Consider the following 16,136-nt stretch of genomic DNA (forward strand, 5'->3'; position numbering starts at 1 on the left):
AAAAAAACTCTGAAAACGGGCGATCGAGATCCATTTCGCATTACTTGTGCCAAAGAACAGCGCACAGCTCACTTTCAATCGGTGACCTGCCCCGCGCCGATTGTTGTTCCGAGAACAAATTGTGTCGCGGGATCAATTTCACCCCTCACGATAAGCGTTTGAAATTGGTGATTCAGGGCGGTCTCGCCCCAGTTGCGCATGGCGACTGCGATCCGCGGCGCTAGATTACGGTCCTTTTCGAGTTCACTCGCGAAAATGCCAATAATCTGAGCGCGAAGTTCAGGCAAAACCGTGCCGCCTTCGGTCAAAGCCCGGATCAGGGATTGCTTTTCGGGCGGTTGCCAGCCGGGGCGCTGCAGTGCTCGCTCAATCGCAGTAACTGCAAGGGCGCCGTCGATTTCGATACCTGCGAGAGCCCATTCATAAAGGTTTTGACCATTGCTTTTCAAAACCTGTTCAAATCGCGAACGCACAACAGAGGCTGCCTGTTTATCAGATTGCAAGCCAAGCAGACGCACCGCGACGGGTATGTAACTGATCCTGTTCAGACTACGAAATTCTTGCAGGAGCTGCTCAGTAGGCACCGTGTTCCGCAGTGGATGAACAAATTCATATGGGGCACGGTAGATTTCAACCATAGCGATGTTTCTCAGCACATGATCTTCGTGGCTTAGATAGCCCGCAAAGAACATAACACGCTCCGAGCCGTCATTGTCGCCGTACGCCCACGATCCTCCAACAGCTATTAAATCCTCAACAAAGCGAGATCTGTCTGGCGTCATCATGAATAAGCGCTTCCAGCTTCGTGAAATGCTACGCCCTGCACCATCCTTGTCGGTTGCGCCATAGGTGAAGAGAACCGTCTTTTCTGGATTGGACCGGAAAGCTGCGCGGGTCTTGCTTTCGATCAGAAATGGTATTTCCGGCAGCGTTGAGATTTTCTGTTCTGTCCCTCTCAGAATGTGAACCGGAGAAAACCGGAACGGGTTGTCCGGTGTGGGACCGGCCAGAACGATAATGTCCGCGGAAATAATGTGATCAGCCGACGAAGCCTCAGGCAAAGTCACGCAGACTGAGCAAGCTTGCAAAGGTCTTGAGGTCACCAAGAAGATGGCCAGAATACAAAGCAGTGAGAGAAGTTTCGTTACTAAGCGCATAAGATACTGATGTTATTTAGTTTATGTGTTCCTTTTTACCTGTCGGCACTTGAGTTGGCACAATAATCTGTAACTCAACTTAGTTTAGAATGCGAATCTTCGACAGTGACTAAGCTCAGAACCCCGTGACGCGCTTGACCAGACAGAAAAGCAAAGACCAGACATTCCAGAAACGCCGCGTTCTGCATAAACATAGCGCGCTGCAGATTGAAGTTTCAGCGAGCTTGACCCTCTTAAACCAATCAAGCGATCGTGGTCCTAGTCATACGATGAAAGACATTGCCAGCAACAGTCTAAGGCGTCTTTTAGCGATCGCAAAACGCACCTGCGACTCCGGCCCCGATCAGTCGGCCAAGTAAACCGTTTCACCGGTTTCAATTGCCTGTTGCGCCGCTTGCCCCATCCTGACAGCCCAGAGGCCGTCCTTCAAACTCACATCCGGTTTCGCCTTTTCGCCACGAAGTACGGACAGGAACCCTTTGTGCTGATAGTAGGTCGACCCATTGTGATCCCCAGCCGCCAAAAGGGTGGGGTCCACCGGAACGTCCATTGATACCGGACCTTTGGGATTGCGCGGGCTCAGGATCACCTGGGGCAGCAGCGGGGCTCCCAAATGGTCGGGCCAGAATCGTCCGGGTCCGGGGACAAACGCCTCGATTTTGGCGTCCGGGCCGACGGCCGATATTTCTTCTTGATAGCGTGAGCCTTCGGCAAACATGCAAAGTTCCAACATCGCGCGCGCACCCGAAGCAAAGTCGACCAGAACATAGCCGTGATCCAGAATATCCGGGGTTTGACCGTCGTAACTTTCATCAAGATGGTTCACCGCCTGCCCGCCGCTTGCCGTGATGCGCACCGGATCGGATTGCAATATCAGACGCATCAGGTCGAAGAAGTGGCAGCATTTCTCGACGAAAGTGCCACCAGTATTTCGGTTGAACCGGTTCCAGTGGCCGACCTTGTCGAGGAAGGGAAAACGATGCTCGCGGATCGACAGCATTTTCACCCCACCTGTCGCCTCGGCCTTGTCGATCAAAGCAGCGATAGGTGGCATGTACCGGTATTCCATCGCAACCCAAATCGGGCAGGGGTAGTCGCGCTGCAACTGTTCGAGCCGGGGCGCGTCCTGCGGGTCGGTGAACAATGGTTTTTCTACCAGAAGCGGCAGAGGACGTGTCTCAGCGATTTCGCAGATCTGGTCCACATGAAGATGATTCGGGCTGACAATGACGACGCAGTCCAGTTCCTCTACCGCCAGTAGCTCTTGCACGGAACCTACCATGGTTGCAGTTGGCGCAATTTCCTTGGCGGCTTTTGCCATCTCCTGATCGGGTTCATAGATCGCAGCCACACTGGCACCTTCCAGCAATCCGATATTGTGCAGGTGCTCTTGCCCCATCATTCCGCATCCAATCAGCCCGTATTTGATGGTCCGAGTCATGCGCAATTCCTTTTACTTCAGACGTTGTACGTAGTTGGCCCGATCCGGGTCGAACCAAGTTTTTGAGAATTCGACGGGTTCGGCGCTTTCCGACCAGCTGAAACGCTCGATGTAACCGACTGCTTGGCCGGCTGGCTTGGTGAAGCCAGAAGGCGTCCAGTCCGGTAGAGGCCGGACCGAAACCCTGTCTTCGGCTCTTGCGATCCAAAAGCCCAACTGGCGCTGATAGTAGCGATAGAGCGAGTCGGACAGCAGGCTCTGGTCGATCAGGCCCGCTGATTCGTCCAGCCAGATTTCTTCGACAGCGATGATTGTATCATTCAGGTAGCGCATCCGCCGGACACGCGAACCGGCGTCAGAAGCACCGAATTTCGGCAGATCGACCGGCTTTTTCAGATGGTCAACCGACAGGATATCCGCACGGGGCAGGCCGCCCCCTTTCGGCAGTTCCAGCCTGAACATTGCATAGACGCTGTTTTGCGTACCGGTCTCGCGTATGTAGTTGCCCGAGCCCTGGATACGCTCCAACATCCCCTTTTTTTCCAGCTCTGAGAGCGACTTTCGCAGCGTTCCAACCGAGACATTCAGCTCTGCGGCCATCTCGCGCTCGGGCGGCAATCGTTCACCGTCAATAAGGCGACCAGCCGCGATGTCACGGATCAGAAGTTCCGCGATCTGAATATATACCGGCAGGGCATTGGGGTTTCGGTTGGATGCAGGCACGGCAGACGCTTCACTCGGTCGCAGGAAAAATTGATACACTATTGATCTACATCAAAGCGATTGCTACGCAAGAGGAAAGTCAAAGATGTACGGAGCGTGAATCAAATGAGCATCGTCCCCATCACATCCCCCGATCTGGATGCGGCCGAAGTTTCGTGGTTCGCTGCGCTGTGTTCCGATGATTACCAGTTCCTTGGCGTTCCCGATGGTGCCCTGCGGTCGAGTTGGGAGCATTGCTCGAACATTGTGAAAGAGGCCGAGGCGCAGGGTTTTCGCAACATCCTCTGCCCGTCCTCCTATCAGGTCGGTCAAGACACGCTGAGCTTTGTCGCTGGCTGCGCTCCGATCACCGACCGGATCAACCTGCTGGCCGCCGTGCGCTGTGGCGAGATGCAACCGATCATGCTGGCCCGCACCATCGCAACGCTGGATCACATGCTGAAGGGGCGGTTGACGGTCAACATCATCTCATCCGACTTTCCCGGTGAGAAAGCCGACAGCGCGTTCCGCTATCAGCGCTCGCGCGAAGTGGTGCAGATTCTGAAACAGGCCTGGACGCAGGATGAGATCAATCATGCAGGCGAGGTCTATAACTTCTCGGGCCTGACCACCGACCCGGCCAAGCCATATCAGACCGGCGGCCCGCTGCTTTATTTCGGCGGCTATTCTCCCTCTGCTTTGGATCTGTGCGGCGAGCATTGTGAAGTCTACCTGATGTGGCCTGAAACCAAGGATCAACTGGCCGAACGGATGAAGGCCGTTCACGCCGTCGCTAAAAACTACGACCGCACGCTGGATTACGGGTTGCGTGTCCATATGATCGTTCGCGATACCGAGGCTGAGGCACAGGAACACGCGGATTACATCGTCTCGAAGCTGGACGACGAATACGGTCGCGCCATCCGCGAACGGGCGCTGGATTCGACCTCGCTGGGGGTGGCGCATCAGGCCAGGAACCGCGATCTGGCGGATGAATACGGCTATGTCGAACCCGGTCTCTGGACCGGTGTTGGCCGGGCACGGTCTGGTTGCGGTGCCGCTCTGGTCGGATCGACGGATCAGGTTATGTCGAAGATCGAGGAATACCAGAAGATGGGCATCCGCGCTTTCATCTTCTCGGGCTACCCGCATCTGGACGAAGCCCGTCATTTCGGCGCCCGCGTGTTGCCGAATTTGAAAACCTGTTCCCTTCCCGAAGCTTACGGAAGGGTTCCCAAAACGACCCCGGCCACACCGCTGGGCAACGGAGAACGCCGCTGATGCAACGTGTGAAACTATCTGACTCGCTGGAGATGAGCCGCCTTGTCTATGGCATGTGGCGGTTGGGCGATGACAGTGACACGTCCGCGGGCCATGTCGAGGCCAAGATTCAGACCTGTCTGGATCAGGGTATCACCACCTTCGATCAGGCCGACATCTATGGCGGCTACCAGGCCGAGGCCGTGCTGGGTGCCGCCCTGCGCGCCAATCCAAACCTGCGTCAGAAGATGGAGATCGTCACCAAATGCGACATCGTCGCGCCGGTTGGCCGTTACACGGATGCAAAGGTAAAATACTACGACACCTCGCGCGCCCACATTCTGAAATCGGTCGAGACGTCGCTGTCGGAAATGGCGATTGACCACATCGATCTACTGTTGATCCACCGCCCGGACCCCATGATGGACCACCATGAAACCGGAGCCGCCCTGGATGAGGTCGTCGCCAGTGGAAAGGTCGGTGCGGTGGGTGTGTCCAACTTCCGCCCGTGGGATTGGTCGTTGCTGCAATCGGCGATGAAAACGCAGTTGGTCACCAACCAGATCGAAATTTCTCTGGGTCAGATCAGCCCTTTCACCAACGGTGATCTGGCGTTTCACCAACAGCATGGCCATCCGTTGATGGCATGGTCGCCGCTGGGTGGAGGCCTGTTGATGGCCGGAAACCCGCCGGTTGGGGTCGTCGCCGATGAAGTCGCAGCCGGGTTTGGCGTGGATCGCGCCGCCGTCGCAGTGGCGTTCCTGCTGGCCCACCCGGCCAACATCCTGCCGGTTCTGGGCACCAACAATCTTGACCGGATCAAACACGCCTCGGACGCATTGAAAGTCAAACTGGATCGCGAAAGCTGGTTCCGCCTGTACGAGGCGGCACTGGGGCATGAGGTACCATGATGAACGCAATCTCAAAGGACATGACCCGCACCTTCATTCCACATAAGGACGACACACGTACCCTGCGCGACGCCTTCGGCCGCTTTGCAACCGGTGTCACCATCGTGACCTGCGACAGCGCGGACGGTCCGGTCTGCATCACCGCCAACAGCTTTTCGTCCCTGTCGCTTGACCCACCGCTGATCATGTGGGCCGGAGACCGCAACTCGCGTCGCTTCCCCTATTTCCACAAGGCCCGCCATTTCAGCGTGCATGTGCTGTCATCGGACCAGGCCGAGCTGTGCTTCGGCTGCTCGAAAGACGCCTTTGCACTGCGGGACATCAGCCACGAGCGCTGTGAGAATGGGACGCCGGTGTTGGCGGACTGCCTTGTGCGGTTCGAATGCGAACAGCACGCGTATCACGATGCAGGCGATCACGTTATTGTGGTTGGAAAGGTTCTCAAGGCCAGCATGTCGGATGGAGACGCGCTGACCTTTTATGCCGGGAAGCTCGGCCAATTCGCGAAAGTCTAAGCGCGATTTGATGACCGTGGGGGACACCCGCGGCTGACCAAGGGAGGATCCGCATGGGCGGACTGGCATCGGTGCTTGCACCGATTGCATTCGTGAACGAAACCGTGCTGCGTCTGGGGCGCGCGGTTGGTGTTGTTGCGATTGCGCTCATGGTGATCGCAATTCTGATCCAGGTGTTTTTCCGATACGTTCTGGGCAATGCGCTGCCGTGGCCGGATGAGGCCGCGCGGTTCTGCATGCTGTGGATGACCGGTCTTATGGCGCCCACCGCGTTTCGGCGCGGCGGTTTTGTGGCCATCGACATGCTGGAACGCCTCCTTCCCCGCATCATAGGCCAGACGCTGAATCTGTTCCTGCTTTTGATCGCGCTCGCCGTCCTGCTGGTCGCCGTCAATATCGGCTGGTCCGAGGTCACCGGCTTTGGCGGCAAGTTCGCCACTGCCGCGCTGTATCTGCCCACCTCTTTCGGGTTCGACGAATGGTATCGCATTCCTCGCAGTTGGATGATGGCATCGCTGCTGGTGGGGATCATCCTGCTGATCTCGGTGAATATCGAGCTGATCCTGCGATCCTTCATCACTCTGCTGGGCGGCGGCCACCTGTTGCCTGAAATTCCTGATGCGGCAGTGGGGGCCGAATAAATGCTGATCTGGTTCCTACCCACCTTCCTGATTTTCCTGCTGATCGGCCTGCCGGTCTTTTTCGCTTTGCTGGCGGCGCCCGGAATCCTGCTGTGGCTGAACGGCCAGACGAACGACATCACGTTGCTGTATCGCAATGTCTACAACGGCATGGACAGCTTCCCTCTGATGGCGATCCCCTTCTTCATGCTGGCCGGAGAGCTCATGAACCGAGGCGGCATCACCATCCGCCTTGTCGAGTTTTCGCAGGCCCTGATGGGGCACCTGCGCGGTGGTCTGGCGCATGTGAACGTGCTGAGTTCGATCCTGTTCGCGGGCCTCTCGGGGTCCGCCGTGGCGGACACCTCGGCGCTAGGGTCGATGCTGATCCCGGCGATGGAGAAACAGGGCTATACCCGTAAATTCGCCGCCGCGATCACGGCGGCGAGTTCGGTGATCGGGCCGATCATTCCGCCCTCGGGCATCATGATCATCTATGCCTATGTGATGGGCGAAAGCGTGGCCGCGTTGTTTCTGGCGGGGATCGTTCCGGGCGTGATGGTCGGTGTCGGTCTGATGTTGATGATCAAACTGATGGCCGACCGCTATGACTTCCCCGTCGCCAGCCGCAAATACACATGGCCCGAGCGGCGTCAGGCCAGTTTGAAGGCCTTTTTCCCATTGATGACACCGGTCATCATTCTGGGCGGTATTCTGGGTGGTATCTTCACACCGACCGAGGCTGCGGCAGTCGCCGTGGGCTATGCCTTCATCATCGGGTTCTTCATCCTGCGGACATTGACATGGAAAGAGGTCCCCGAGGTGCTCAGCAATGCAGGCATGACTTCAGCCGTTGTTCTGCTGCTGGTTGGTGCTGCGATGGCGTTCAAGACGGTCGTCAGCCTCAGCCATGCGCCGGAACAACTGGCCTCGCTGATCCTCAGCCTGTCGGAAAACCCGCTGATCCTTTTGTTCCTGATCAACCTGCTGCTGTTCATCGTTGGCATGTTCCTGGACGCAGGCCCTGCGATCATCATCCTGGGACCAATCCTTGGCCCGATCTTCACCAGCCTCGGCGTCGACCCGATCCATTTTGCCATCATCATGAGCGTCAACCTGACAGTAGGCCTCGCCACCCCGCCAATGGGTTTGGTGCTGTTCGTGGCCGCCGCCGTATCGCGCGAACGGGTTGAAACCATCGCCAAGGCGATCCTGCCGTTCCTGGCGGTCGAAATCATCGTGATTTTCCTGATCACCTACATACCCGCACTATCCATGACGATCCCGAGGATAACGGGATTTGCCAACTAACTGAGTTCCACAGGGAGGAAACGCATGCTCAGAGAATTCATCAAAACCGCAGCGGTGGCCACATCGCTGGTGGCGGCGTCGGCCATGGCTGCGACAGCCGCCGATTATACGCTGCGCGCAACCGCAAATTCGAACGAAAACGATGAGGATTATGACGGGCTGATCGTCTTCAAGAACTATGTCGAATCTGCCTCGAACGGCGCGATCGAGGTCGAACTGTTCATCGGCACACAGCTCTGCTCGAACGGGGCCGAATGCTTGCAGGGCGTGGCAGACGGCACCATCGACATCTACATCTCGACCTCGGGCGGTGCCTCAGGCATCTTTCCTTACGTGCAGGTTCTGGACCTGCCTTATCTGATGGCCGATGACCGCATTGCCGAGCATGTCCTGTCGGGCGATTTCACCCGCACAATGCGCGACATGGCGCTTGAGGACTCGGGCGGCGCAATCCGTCTGATGACCATCGGCAACACCGGCGGCTGGCGCAACTTTGCCAACACACAGCGCCGCATTGCCGAGCCTGCGGATATGGAAGGTCTGAAAATCCGCACCGTCGTCGCCGACCTGCCGCAGGAACTGGTCAAGGCGCTGGGTGCGTCGCCCACCCCGATCCCGTGGCCGGAACTGTTCACCAGCTTCCAGACCGGTGTCGTTGAAGGATCCAAGAACGGCATCACCGACATCATGGGCATGAAATTCCCGGATGCGGGCCTGCAATACGTAACGCTGGACGGCCACGCCTATATGGGCGCATTGTGGTGGATGAACAACGCCAAGTTCCAGGAGATGCCCGAGGATCTGCGCCGCGTCGTGGTCGACGGGTTCTATGCCCTGCAACAGGCCACTTTCGCCTCCCCCAAGCGCAAGTCGATCCAAGCCTATGAGGATTTCGTTGCCGGTGGCGGAGACCTCTATGTGCTGACACCCGATCAGAAGGCTGCGTTCAAAGAGGCCGCAACGCCAGTCTATGATTGGTTCCAGTCCAACGTTGCGCGTGGCGATGAGATATTTGCTGCACTGACCGAGGCGGTCGCGGCGGCTGAGGCGGACGTCAACGCCGCTCGCGATGCGGATCTGAAGTGAACGGTTGGGCCGGGCTTTGCGGCCTGGCCCTCACCGAAACGGGTACATCCACCCTTTGTAGTCGTTGACCAGAACATGCGCCTTTTCAATCTGCTCCGGCGACATTTTCTTGACCACTTCCTCAAGGCTGATCGCCGCATCGGGGTCGCCGCCAATGGCGCTGAGCGTGTACCACATATACGCGCGCACCAGATCGGGCGCAGGCATGCCCAGACCCAATTCGTAATACCAGCCAACGCCCGATTGCGCCCCCGGATGCCCCTTCATCGAGGCGCGCAGATACCATTCAAAAGCCCGTTCGTAATCCTGCTCGACCCCCAAACCCAGCCCGTACATCACGCCGATCAGCTCTTCAGCCTCGGCGTTGCCCGAGCGCGCGGCTGGAAGAAGTTCCTCGCGCGCGGCAGCAAACTGTCCGGCTTCCATCATATCGCGGGCTTGTTCCAGTTCAGCCAGAGCCGGAGACGCAAATACGCAAAGGGCAAGAACAAGCTGGCGCATGGGATGGTTGCCTTCTTCTGGGTCGGGGCCGCTGTGGCACAGGATTTGCCGCGCCCGCTGACCGATGATGACTTTATCCCCTTTGATATGGAACAGGCCGCCATCGGTCATCAACTGTTTTACGACCCGATCCTGTCAGGCAACCGCAACAACGCCTGCGCCCATTGTCACCACCCGGATTTCGGCACTTCGGACGGGTTGTCTCTGGGCATAGGAGAAGGCGGGCAGGGGTTGGGGCCGGACCGCACACCCGGCACCGGGGCCGACAGAATACGCAAACGCATCCCTCGCAACTCTCCGGGCCTGTGGAATCTTGGGGCCAAGGACATACACACCGTCTTTCACGACGGCAGGCTGAGCATTTCCGACGTCTACGGCAACGGCTTCAATTCCCCGGCGCAGGAGTGGCTGCCCGAGGGCCTGAACTCCCTGCTGGCGGCACAGGCTCTGTTTCCCCTGACCTCACAATTCGAGATGGCGGGCAATGTGGCCGAAAATGAAGTCACAGGCGCGGTGCATGATCGCATCGACAAGGGCTGGCTCATTCTGGCGAAACGCGTCCGCACCGATCCGCGCTATGGTCCAGCCATAGTCGCCGCCTTTGCTGAGGTCGAGACGACCGAGGACATCACGATCACGCAAGTCGCCAACGCTCTGGCCGCTTTCATGGCGATCGAGTGGCGCAGCACCGACAGCCCGTTTGACCACTATCTTGCGGGCGACATGAATGCCCTTTCACCGGCGCAAATCGAGGGGATGAGGCTGTTCTACGGCAAAGCCCGCTGCTCCGCCTGCCACAGCGGACCGCTCATGTCAGATCAGAAGTTCCATGCACTGGGCTTGCCACCCTTTGGGCCGGGTCGCACCCGGCAGTGGGATCCCTTCGTCCGGGATGTCGGCCGCATGGGTGAAAGCAACCGCCTTGAGGATGCCTACAGGTTCCGCACCCCGATGCTCCGTAACGTTGCCCTGACCGCACCGTACGGTCACAATGGCGCCTTCCCCGATCTTGAAAGCGTCATTCGCCATCATTTGGATCCGCAGGCCAGCCTGGACAAATGGACCCCACAAATGGCTGCCTTACCCCACGTGCCATGGTTGCAAAAAACGGATTTCCTAGTTTGGCAGGACCAATATGAAATGGCACGTCAACGCAAGAAAATTGATATTGATCCGATCCAGCTTGCGGAATTGGAAATAGAAAACCTGATTGCTTTTCTGCATTCGTTGACAGGTCGCAGCGTGGACTCGCCGATATTCGGTGTGCCGAAAGGGTTTACTCCTTAGCCATCCCTCTCATCAATTAGGTCATGTTGACTAATGGCTGAGCCAGAGACGGGTTGATGCGATATCGACGAAGCCGAAGAGCTTTCGGCGGGCACGTCGCAGCGAGTTGCAACTCGGCTGGCATTCTTCAACTTGTTGAAGCATTTCTCGGCTGGATAGCCTCATCTGGCCCCGCCCATCTCTGAAACTTATCAATCGCCTACAAACAAATACTCTCTGCAATCTTCGTGGGCATTCTCAATTTGGCACCTGCTTTATTTCACTGCATGGCTAGAAGACCACAATCAGGCTAACGAAGCTTTGATTGGTCCAAGCGGACCAATGCGGTTTGGCACCCGCCAACTTTATTGGGAGCGTGCTAAAGCGCTGACAACTCTCTCTACACAATCCAAATCAAAAAAAGCCAGCGCCTCGAAACGCGATGGCAAAGTTCTGGTGGTCAAAGTTGCAGTTTGAGCAGGTTAAATTGCAGACTGTTGCTGGTTTTCACAGCGACCCCCCCGTCTCAGCCACATTTCGAATGCCCGCAGCTGCGGCAGGTCATGCAGCCCTCGATCATCACCATGTCATACTGGCCGCAGGACGGGCAGGCCTTGCCGCGGGGGGCGTCCATGTTGACCACCTGCGCCTGCGGGTCGGACTTCAGCCCCATCCCTTCGCCCTCGAGGAACCCGATCGCGATCATGTGCTGCTCGATTACGCCGCCGATCGCCGCCAGGATCGAAGGGATATACTTGCCCTGCACCCAGGCCCCGCCGCGCGGATCGAACACGGCCTTGAGCTCCTCGACCACGAAAGACACGTCACCACCGCGCCGGAACACGGCCGAGATCATCCGGGTCAAGGCCAGCGTCCAGGCGTAATGCTCCATGTTCTTCGAGTTGATGAACACCTCGAACGGACGCCGCCGGCCGCCGATGACGATGTCGTTGATGGTCAGATAGATCGCGTGTTCGCTGTCGGGCCATTTCAGCTTGTAGGTCGAACCCTCAAGCGATTGCGGCCGGTCCAGCGGTTCGGACATGTAGATGACATCGCCATGGGGTTGAAGCGGCTCAGAATCTGAACTTGCAATAACCTCTGGCGCGACTGAATCCCCGCCGATCAGAGATTCAACAGGCACCTGAAGCGCAGCAGCCACCTTCTGAATCGTCTCAACCCTAGGCGACAAAGACTTCCCCTTTACGATATCATAGACCGCCGTTGCGTTTAGACCGGCAGCCTCGGCAACTCGCTTCGCATTCGTATTTCGAAGCGCCAACGCGCTTTGAACTCGGTCCGCTACTGTCGCGCCTTCGAGTGAAATTGGAGTTGACGAAACACTCAACACACTCCCGGTCACGTCGTTCGGGCGATAGGTGGTGCAGCCTTTGCAGCCCTGATCCCAGGCCTGCATATACACGTCCTTGAAGGCGTCGAACGAGATGTCCTCGGGGCAGTTGATCGTCTTCGAGATCGAGCTGTCGATCCATTTCTGCGCCGCGGCCTGCATCTTGACGTGCTCGGCCGGGGTCAAGGTCTGGGCGTTCACGAAATAGTCGGGCAGATCGACATCGCCGAACTTGTCGCGCCACATCTGAACGGCATAGTCCACCACCTCTTCCTCGGTCCGCGAGCCGTCCTTCTGCAAGACCTTGCGCGTATAGGCATAGGCAAAGACCGGCTCGATCCCCGACGACACGTTGCCCGCGTACAAAGAGATCGTCCCAGTGGGCGCGATCGAGGTCAGCAGCGCGTTGCGGATGCCGTGCTCGCGGATGGCCTCGCGAACATCGTCATCCATCTGCTGCATGGTGCCGCTGGCCAGGTATTTCTCGGCATCGAACAGGGGAAACGCCCCTTTTTCCTTGGCCAAGTCGACCGACGCCAGATACGCGGCGCGGGCGATCGCGTGCAACCAGCGCTCGGTCTGACGCGCCGCCTCGTCGGACCCATAACGCAGACCCAGCATCAACAACGCATCCGCCAGTCCGGTCACGCCCAGCCCAATGCGGCGCTTGTCCTGCGCTTCAGCCTCTTGTTCGGCCAGTGGGAATTTTGACACATCAACGACATTGTCCATCATCCGGACAGCCGTGGCGACAAGTTCTTGCAGGGCCTCTTCATTCAAACGGGCTTTTGCCTCAAACGGTTCAACCACCAAACGCGCCAGATTGATCGAACCCAACAGGCAGGCGCCATAGGGCGGCAATGGCTGTTCGCCGCACGGGTTCGTGGCCGCGATGGTTTCAACATAGCTCAGGTTGTTGGCCTGATTGATCCGGTCGATGAAGATCACCCCCGGTTCGGCATAATCATAGGTGGCCTGCATGATCTTGTTCCAAAGATCACGCGCCTGAACCGTGTGATAGACCTTGCCGTCAAAGATCAGATCCCACGAGGCATCGGCCTTGACCGCTTCCATGAACGGATCGGTCACCAGAACCGACATGTTGAACATGCGCAGGCGGGCCGGGTCAGATTTGGCGGTGATGAACTGTTCGATATCCGGGTGGTCACAGCGCATGGTCGCCATCATCGCGCCACGGCGCGAGCCCGCGGACATGATCGTGCGGCACATGGCATCCCAGACATCCATAAAGCTCAGCGGCCCCGACGCATCCGCCGCGACGCCTTTCACGTCAGCGCCACGCGGGCGGATGGTCGAGAAATCATAGCCGATCCCCCCGCCCTGCTGCATGGTCAATGCGGCCTCTTTCAGCATGTCGAAAATGCCGCCCATGCTGTCGGGCACCGTGCCCATTACAAAACAGTTGAACAGGGTCACCTGACGCGCGGTGCCGGCGCCTGCTGTGATCCGCCCGGCAGGCAGGTATTTGAAATCTTCCAGTGCCTCATAGAATTTCTCTTCCCAGTGCCCCGGGTCGTTTTCCGCCCGCGCCAGATCACGGGCGATGCGCCGCCAACTGTCTTCAACCGTTTGATCGATGGGGGTGCCATCCGCCTGTTTAAAACGGTACTTCATATCCCAGATCTGCTCGGCGATGGGGGCGGCAAAGCGGCTCATTGGTGATTCCCTGTGCTGAAAGAGGTATCCAGACTACCTCAAATCACATGCTCACCACAACACCTTGATGACAATTGGAACCAAGCTACAATATAAAGATGGTCTTCGGGACGACTCTGTGGGAAAGCTGTGGAAAATTACGTAAACCTCATAAAACTGTCCGTTGGTTCGGAAAGCGTCGACACGCTGATGGCCTGGCAGGACAGCTATCGCCAGCGGTTCGCAGATGGCCTTCCACGCCACGTCACCCGCATGTGGCCCAAGCGCGAAGCCGAAATTCTGAACGGCGGATCGATCTATTGGGTCATCAAGGGCGTAATCCAGTGTCGCCAGCGGATCCTGCGGCTGGATGAAGTGATCGGAGACGATGGTATCCGCCGCTGTGCCATTGTGCTGGACCCAAAGCTGCACCGCACACAGAACGCCCTGAAACGCCCGTTTCAGGGATGGCGTTATCTCAAGCCTGAAGATACCCCTGCCGATTTGCCGAAAAACCGCGAGCAGGACGATGCCCTGCCCGATGATCTGAACCGCGCACTGGCAGAAATAGGTGTGCTGTAGTTACCGCAACCGATCCAGCAGTTCGGACAGAACCGCTTTTTCTGTCGGATCATATTTTGCAACGCGACTCCGCCACAGCGTGGCCTGCGATTGCAGGATCAGACCGTCCGAGAGGATCTTCAGGTGGTTCGCGCGCAGGGTCTCTCCGGTCGAGGTGATGTCGGCAATTGCTTCGGCGGTTTCATTCATCACCGTGCCTTCAGTCGCACCCTGACTGTCGACCAGCGTGTAATCGGCCACGCCCGCTTCTGTCAGGAATTCCCGAACCAGACGGTGGTATTTGGTGGCGATCCGCAGCCGGTGGCCATGGGTTTTGCGAAACGCAGCTGCTGCCGCGTCCAGATCATCAAGCGTATCGACATCGACCCAACATGCCGGAATTGCGATGATCAGATCAGCCTTGCCGAATCCAAGCTGCGAAACCTCTTCAACCTGCTGTTCCCAGCGCGGCAGTTTCTCGTGCACCAGATCGATCCCGGTGACGCCCAGATGAATCCGCCCCGCCGCCAGTTCACGCGGAATTTCCCCCGCCGACAACAGGATCAGAGAGACACCGTCGATCCCTTCGACCTTGCCCGCATATTCCCGGTCCGACCCGCTGCGTGACAAGGTCATGCCGCGTTTTTCGAACCATGAGAAGGTCTTTTCCATCAACCGGCCCTTCGACGGCACACCAAGTTTCAGGCTCATACAGCACCCTCCTCAATCTCCAGCATCAGGTCGGGGCGCAACACGCCGCCGACAGCCGGGATTTCGTCTCCACGGCCCAATTGCCGTGTCAGCGCGTCATAGCGCCCGCCCGTGGCGATCGGAGGCAGGTCAGGCCGACCTTCCGCGTAAAACCCAAAAACAAAACCATCGTAATATTCCATCGATGTCCGGCCATAGGCGGCCTCGAAATCCAACCGCTCGACATCGACGCCACGTGCTTGCAGCGCAGCCACACGCGCCTCCAGCCGGTCCAAGGCGGGCGTGATCTGCGGCAGATCCACCGCCACGTCGCGCAGCTGTTCCAGCGCAAATGGCATGGTCTCGCGCACATTCAGCAACGTTTCCAGCCCGGCCAGTTCATTGTCGGAAATCGGCGGCGTATCTCGGTCCTCGCGCAGGGCTTCGATGCGCGCTGCGATTTCGGCCTTGCGGCGCTTGCCGATCATAGGGGCATCAAAGGCCATCGGATCGGCAGCGTCCAGCAGCGCGGCGCGCTCTTCCGAGGGCGCCTTGCGACCTGCAAACCGATCCAGCAAGATACGGAATCGGCGCGGTCTCCACAGGTGCCGCATCAGGGCGGCCTTGCGACGCTCGGGCGTGCGCAGCCCTTCGACCGCGGCGGTGAGGATACCGATATCCCCGGTTGCCGCGCGCAGTGGCAGCCCGCGCAACTGAAGCGCCATCAGCGAAAACACCTCGGCATCGGCCCCGGCCGGATCGTCACGGTCAAAGACCTCGTATCCCACCTGGATGTATTCATTGGCGCGGTCGGGGTCATGCTCCTGACGGCGGAACACCTCACCCGAATAGGTATAGCGCGCCGGTTCGGCCCCGTCGCGCATGTGCATCTGCACCACCGGTAGGGTGAAATCCGGGCGCAGCATCTGTTCGCCGCGCAGCGCGTCCGAGGTTACATAGGCGCGCGCGCGGATATCCTCGCCGTAGAGGTCCAGCAGCGTCTCGGCCGATTGCAGCAGCGGCGGGTCGACGACCTGCGCCCCGGCGGCCTCGAAGCGCACGCGCATCATCGCGGCCCGGGCCTGGATCTGGGATCGGTTGGGCATGG

Annotated in this window: 15 protein-coding genes and 1 pseudogene; 8 read left to right on the plus strand and 8 right to left on the minus strand. The window is 58.4% G+C overall.

The annotated features are described in order from the left end of the window. Positions 1-74 precede the first annotated feature (74 nt). From GOW04_RS09145 to GOW04_RS09155, 3 genes are all read right to left on the minus strand, one after another. The gene (locus GOW04_RS09145) at positions 75-1,067 is read right to left on the minus strand and encodes a hypothetical protein (RefSeq protein WP_171232318.1); all 993 of its coding nucleotides are present in this window, start codon (positions 1,065-1,067) and stop codon (positions 75-77) included. Positions 1,068-1,500: 433 nt separating this feature from the next. Continuing rightward, complete coding sequence (locus GOW04_RS09150) at positions 1,501-2,598, minus strand: Gfo/Idh/MocA family protein (protein WP_171232319.1); 1,098 nt, start codon at positions 2,596-2,598, stop codon at positions 1,501-1,503. Between the two features lie 12 nt (positions 2,599-2,610). Beyond that, positions 2,611-3,321 (minus strand): GntR family transcriptional regulator, encoded by a 711-nt coding sequence (locus tag GOW04_RS09155; RefSeq protein WP_171232320.1) that lies wholly within the window; start codon positions 3,319-3,321, stop codon positions 2,611-2,613. Between the two features lie 105 nt (positions 3,322-3,426). Here GOW04_RS09155 and GOW04_RS09160 point away from each other — a divergent pair, with 105 nt between their 5' ends. From GOW04_RS09160 to dctP, 6 genes are read left to right on the plus strand one after another with little or no spacing between them, the layout of a single operon-like run. Next, positions 3,427-4,581, plus strand: a complete 1,155-nt coding sequence (locus tag GOW04_RS09160) for an LLM class flavin-dependent oxidoreductase (RefSeq protein ID WP_171232321.1) — start codon at positions 3,427-3,429, stop codon at positions 4,579-4,581. Continuing rightward, positions 4,581-5,471, plus strand: coding sequence for an aldo/keto reductase family oxidoreductase (locus GOW04_RS09165; RefSeq protein WP_171232322.1), 891 nt, complete (start codon positions 4,581-4,583; stop codon positions 5,469-5,471). Before GOW04_RS09160 ends, GOW04_RS09165 begins: the two co-directional genes overlap by 1 nt. After that, positions 5,471-5,986 carry a flavin reductase family protein gene (locus tag GOW04_RS09170; protein WP_371814373.1) on the plus strand — a complete coding sequence of 172 codons (516 nt, stop codon included), beginning with the start codon at positions 5,471-5,473 and terminating at the stop codon, positions 5,984-5,986. The genes GOW04_RS09165 and GOW04_RS09170 overlap by 1 nt, the downstream gene beginning before the upstream one ends. A gap of 53 nt (positions 5,987-6,039) precedes the next feature. After that, the gene (locus GOW04_RS09175) at positions 6,040-6,627 is read left to right on the plus strand and encodes a TRAP transporter small permease subunit (RefSeq protein ID WP_171230703.1); all 588 of its coding nucleotides are present in this window, start codon (positions 6,040-6,042) and stop codon (positions 6,625-6,627) included. Next, positions 6,628-7,917: a TRAP transporter large permease gene (locus tag GOW04_RS09180; RefSeq protein WP_152460165.1), complete on the plus strand. Its 1,290-nt coding sequence runs from the start codon at positions 6,628-6,630 to the stop codon at positions 7,915-7,917. 24 nt (positions 7,918-7,941) lie between these two features. Next, positions 7,942-9,003: a TRAP transporter substrate-binding protein DctP gene (gene dctP / locus GOW04_RS09185; protein ID WP_152460164.1), complete on the plus strand. Its 1,062-nt coding sequence runs from the start codon at positions 7,942-7,944 to the stop codon at positions 9,001-9,003. Positions 9,004-9,033: 30 nt separating this feature from the next. Here the strand turns inward: dctP and GOW04_RS09190 are convergent, their stop codons facing one another. After that, positions 9,034-9,504, minus strand: a complete 471-nt coding sequence (locus GOW04_RS09190; protein WP_152460163.1) for a tetratricopeptide repeat protein — start codon at positions 9,502-9,504, stop codon at positions 9,034-9,036. 3 nt (positions 9,505-9,507) lie between these two features. Between GOW04_RS09190 and GOW04_RS09195 the strand changes: the two genes are divergently transcribed. Next, positions 9,508-10,791 (plus strand): cytochrome-c peroxidase, encoded by a 1,284-nt coding sequence (locus GOW04_RS09195; RefSeq protein WP_171119097.1) that lies wholly within the window; start codon positions 9,508-9,510, stop codon positions 10,789-10,791. A gap of 30 nt (positions 10,792-10,821) precedes the next feature. On the opposite strand, the pseudogene GOW04_RS09200 reads toward GOW04_RS09195, so the two are convergent. Both GOW04_RS09200 and GOW04_RS09205 read right to left on the minus strand, forming a co-directional pair. Next, positions 10,822-10,940, minus strand: a pseudogene (locus tag GOW04_RS09200) (IS5/IS1182 family transposase); the annotation flags it as partial. A 356-nt stretch (positions 10,941-11,296) separates the two neighbouring features. After that, the gene (locus GOW04_RS09205) at positions 11,297-13,798 is read right to left on the minus strand and encodes an adenosylcobalamin-dependent ribonucleoside-diphosphate reductase (RefSeq protein WP_171232324.1); all 2,502 of its coding nucleotides are present in this window, start codon (positions 13,796-13,798) and stop codon (positions 11,297-11,299) included. A 129-nt stretch (positions 13,799-13,927) separates the two neighbouring features. Between GOW04_RS09205 and GOW04_RS09210 the strand changes: the two genes are divergently transcribed. Beyond that, positions 13,928-14,359: a DUF1489 domain-containing protein gene (locus GOW04_RS09210; protein WP_171232325.1), complete on the plus strand. Its 432-nt coding sequence runs from the start codon at positions 13,928-13,930 to the stop codon at positions 14,357-14,359. On the opposite strand, the gene hisG is transcribed toward GOW04_RS09210, so the two are convergent. Together hisG and GOW04_RS09220 are read right to left on the minus strand one after the other, a co-directional pair. After that, positions 14,360-15,049 (minus strand): ATP phosphoribosyltransferase, encoded by a 690-nt coding sequence (gene hisG, locus GOW04_RS09215; protein ID WP_171232326.1) that lies wholly within the window; start codon positions 15,047-15,049, stop codon positions 14,360-14,362. It lies immediately after the preceding gene. Beyond that, positions 15,046-16,134, minus strand: a complete 1,089-nt coding sequence (locus GOW04_RS09220) for an ATP phosphoribosyltransferase regulatory subunit (protein ID WP_171232327.1) — start codon at positions 16,132-16,134, stop codon at positions 15,046-15,048. Before GOW04_RS09220 ends, hisG begins: the two co-directional genes overlap by 4 nt. Positions 16,135-16,136: the final 2 nt, after the last annotated feature.

Origin of the sequence: Ruegeria sp. HKCCA4812, assembly GCF_013034245.1 — a bacterium.
Lineage (GTDB): Bacteria > Pseudomonadota > Alphaproteobacteria > Rhodobacterales > Rhodobacteraceae > Ruegeria.

Excerpts from the sequence above, each read along its gene's own strand:
- hisG (WP_171232326.1), bottom strand. The coding sequence starts at position 15,049 with ATGAGCCTGAAACTTGGTGTGCCGTCGAAGGGCCGGTTGATGGAAAAG.
- GOW04_RS09165 (WP_171232322.1), top strand. The coding sequence starts at position 4,581 with ATGCAACGTGTGAAACTATCTGACTCGCTGGAGATGAGCCGCCTTGTC.
- GOW04_RS09175 (WP_171230703.1), top strand. The coding sequence starts at position 6,040 with ATGGGCGGACTGGCATCGGTGCTTGCACCGATTGCATTCGTGAACGAA.
- GOW04_RS09160 (WP_171232321.1), top strand. The coding sequence starts at position 3,427 with ATGAGCATCGTCCCCATCACATCCCCCGATCTGGATGCGGCCGAAGTT.
- dctP (WP_152460164.1), top strand. The coding sequence starts at position 7,942 with ATGCTCAGAGAATTCATCAAAACCGCAGCGGTGGCCACATCGCTGGTG.
- GOW04_RS09195 (WP_171119097.1), top strand. The coding sequence starts at position 9,508 with ATGGTTGCCTTCTTCTGGGTCGGGGCCGCTGTGGCACAGGATTTGCCG.
- GOW04_RS09190 (WP_152460163.1), bottom strand. The coding sequence starts at position 9,504 with ATGCGCCAGCTTGTTCTTGCCCTTTGCGTATTTGCGTCTCCGGCTCTG.
- GOW04_RS09205 (WP_171232324.1), bottom strand. The coding sequence starts at position 13,798 with ATGAGCCGCTTTGCCGCCCCCATCGCCGAGCAGATCTGGGATATGAAG.
- GOW04_RS09170 (WP_371814373.1), top strand. The coding sequence starts at position 5,471 with ATGAACGCAATCTCAAAGGACATGACCCGCACCTTCATTCCACATAAG.
- GOW04_RS09150 (WP_171232319.1), bottom strand. The coding sequence starts at position 2,598 with ATGACTCGGACCATCAAATACGGGCTGATTGGATGCGGAATGATGGGG.
- GOW04_RS09180 (WP_152460165.1), top strand. The coding sequence starts at position 6,628 with ATGCTGATCTGGTTCCTACCCACCTTCCTGATTTTCCTGCTGATCGGC.
- GOW04_RS09220 (WP_171232327.1), bottom strand. The coding sequence starts at position 16,134 with ATGCCCAACCGATCCCAGATCCAGGCCCGGGCCGCGATGATGCGCGTG.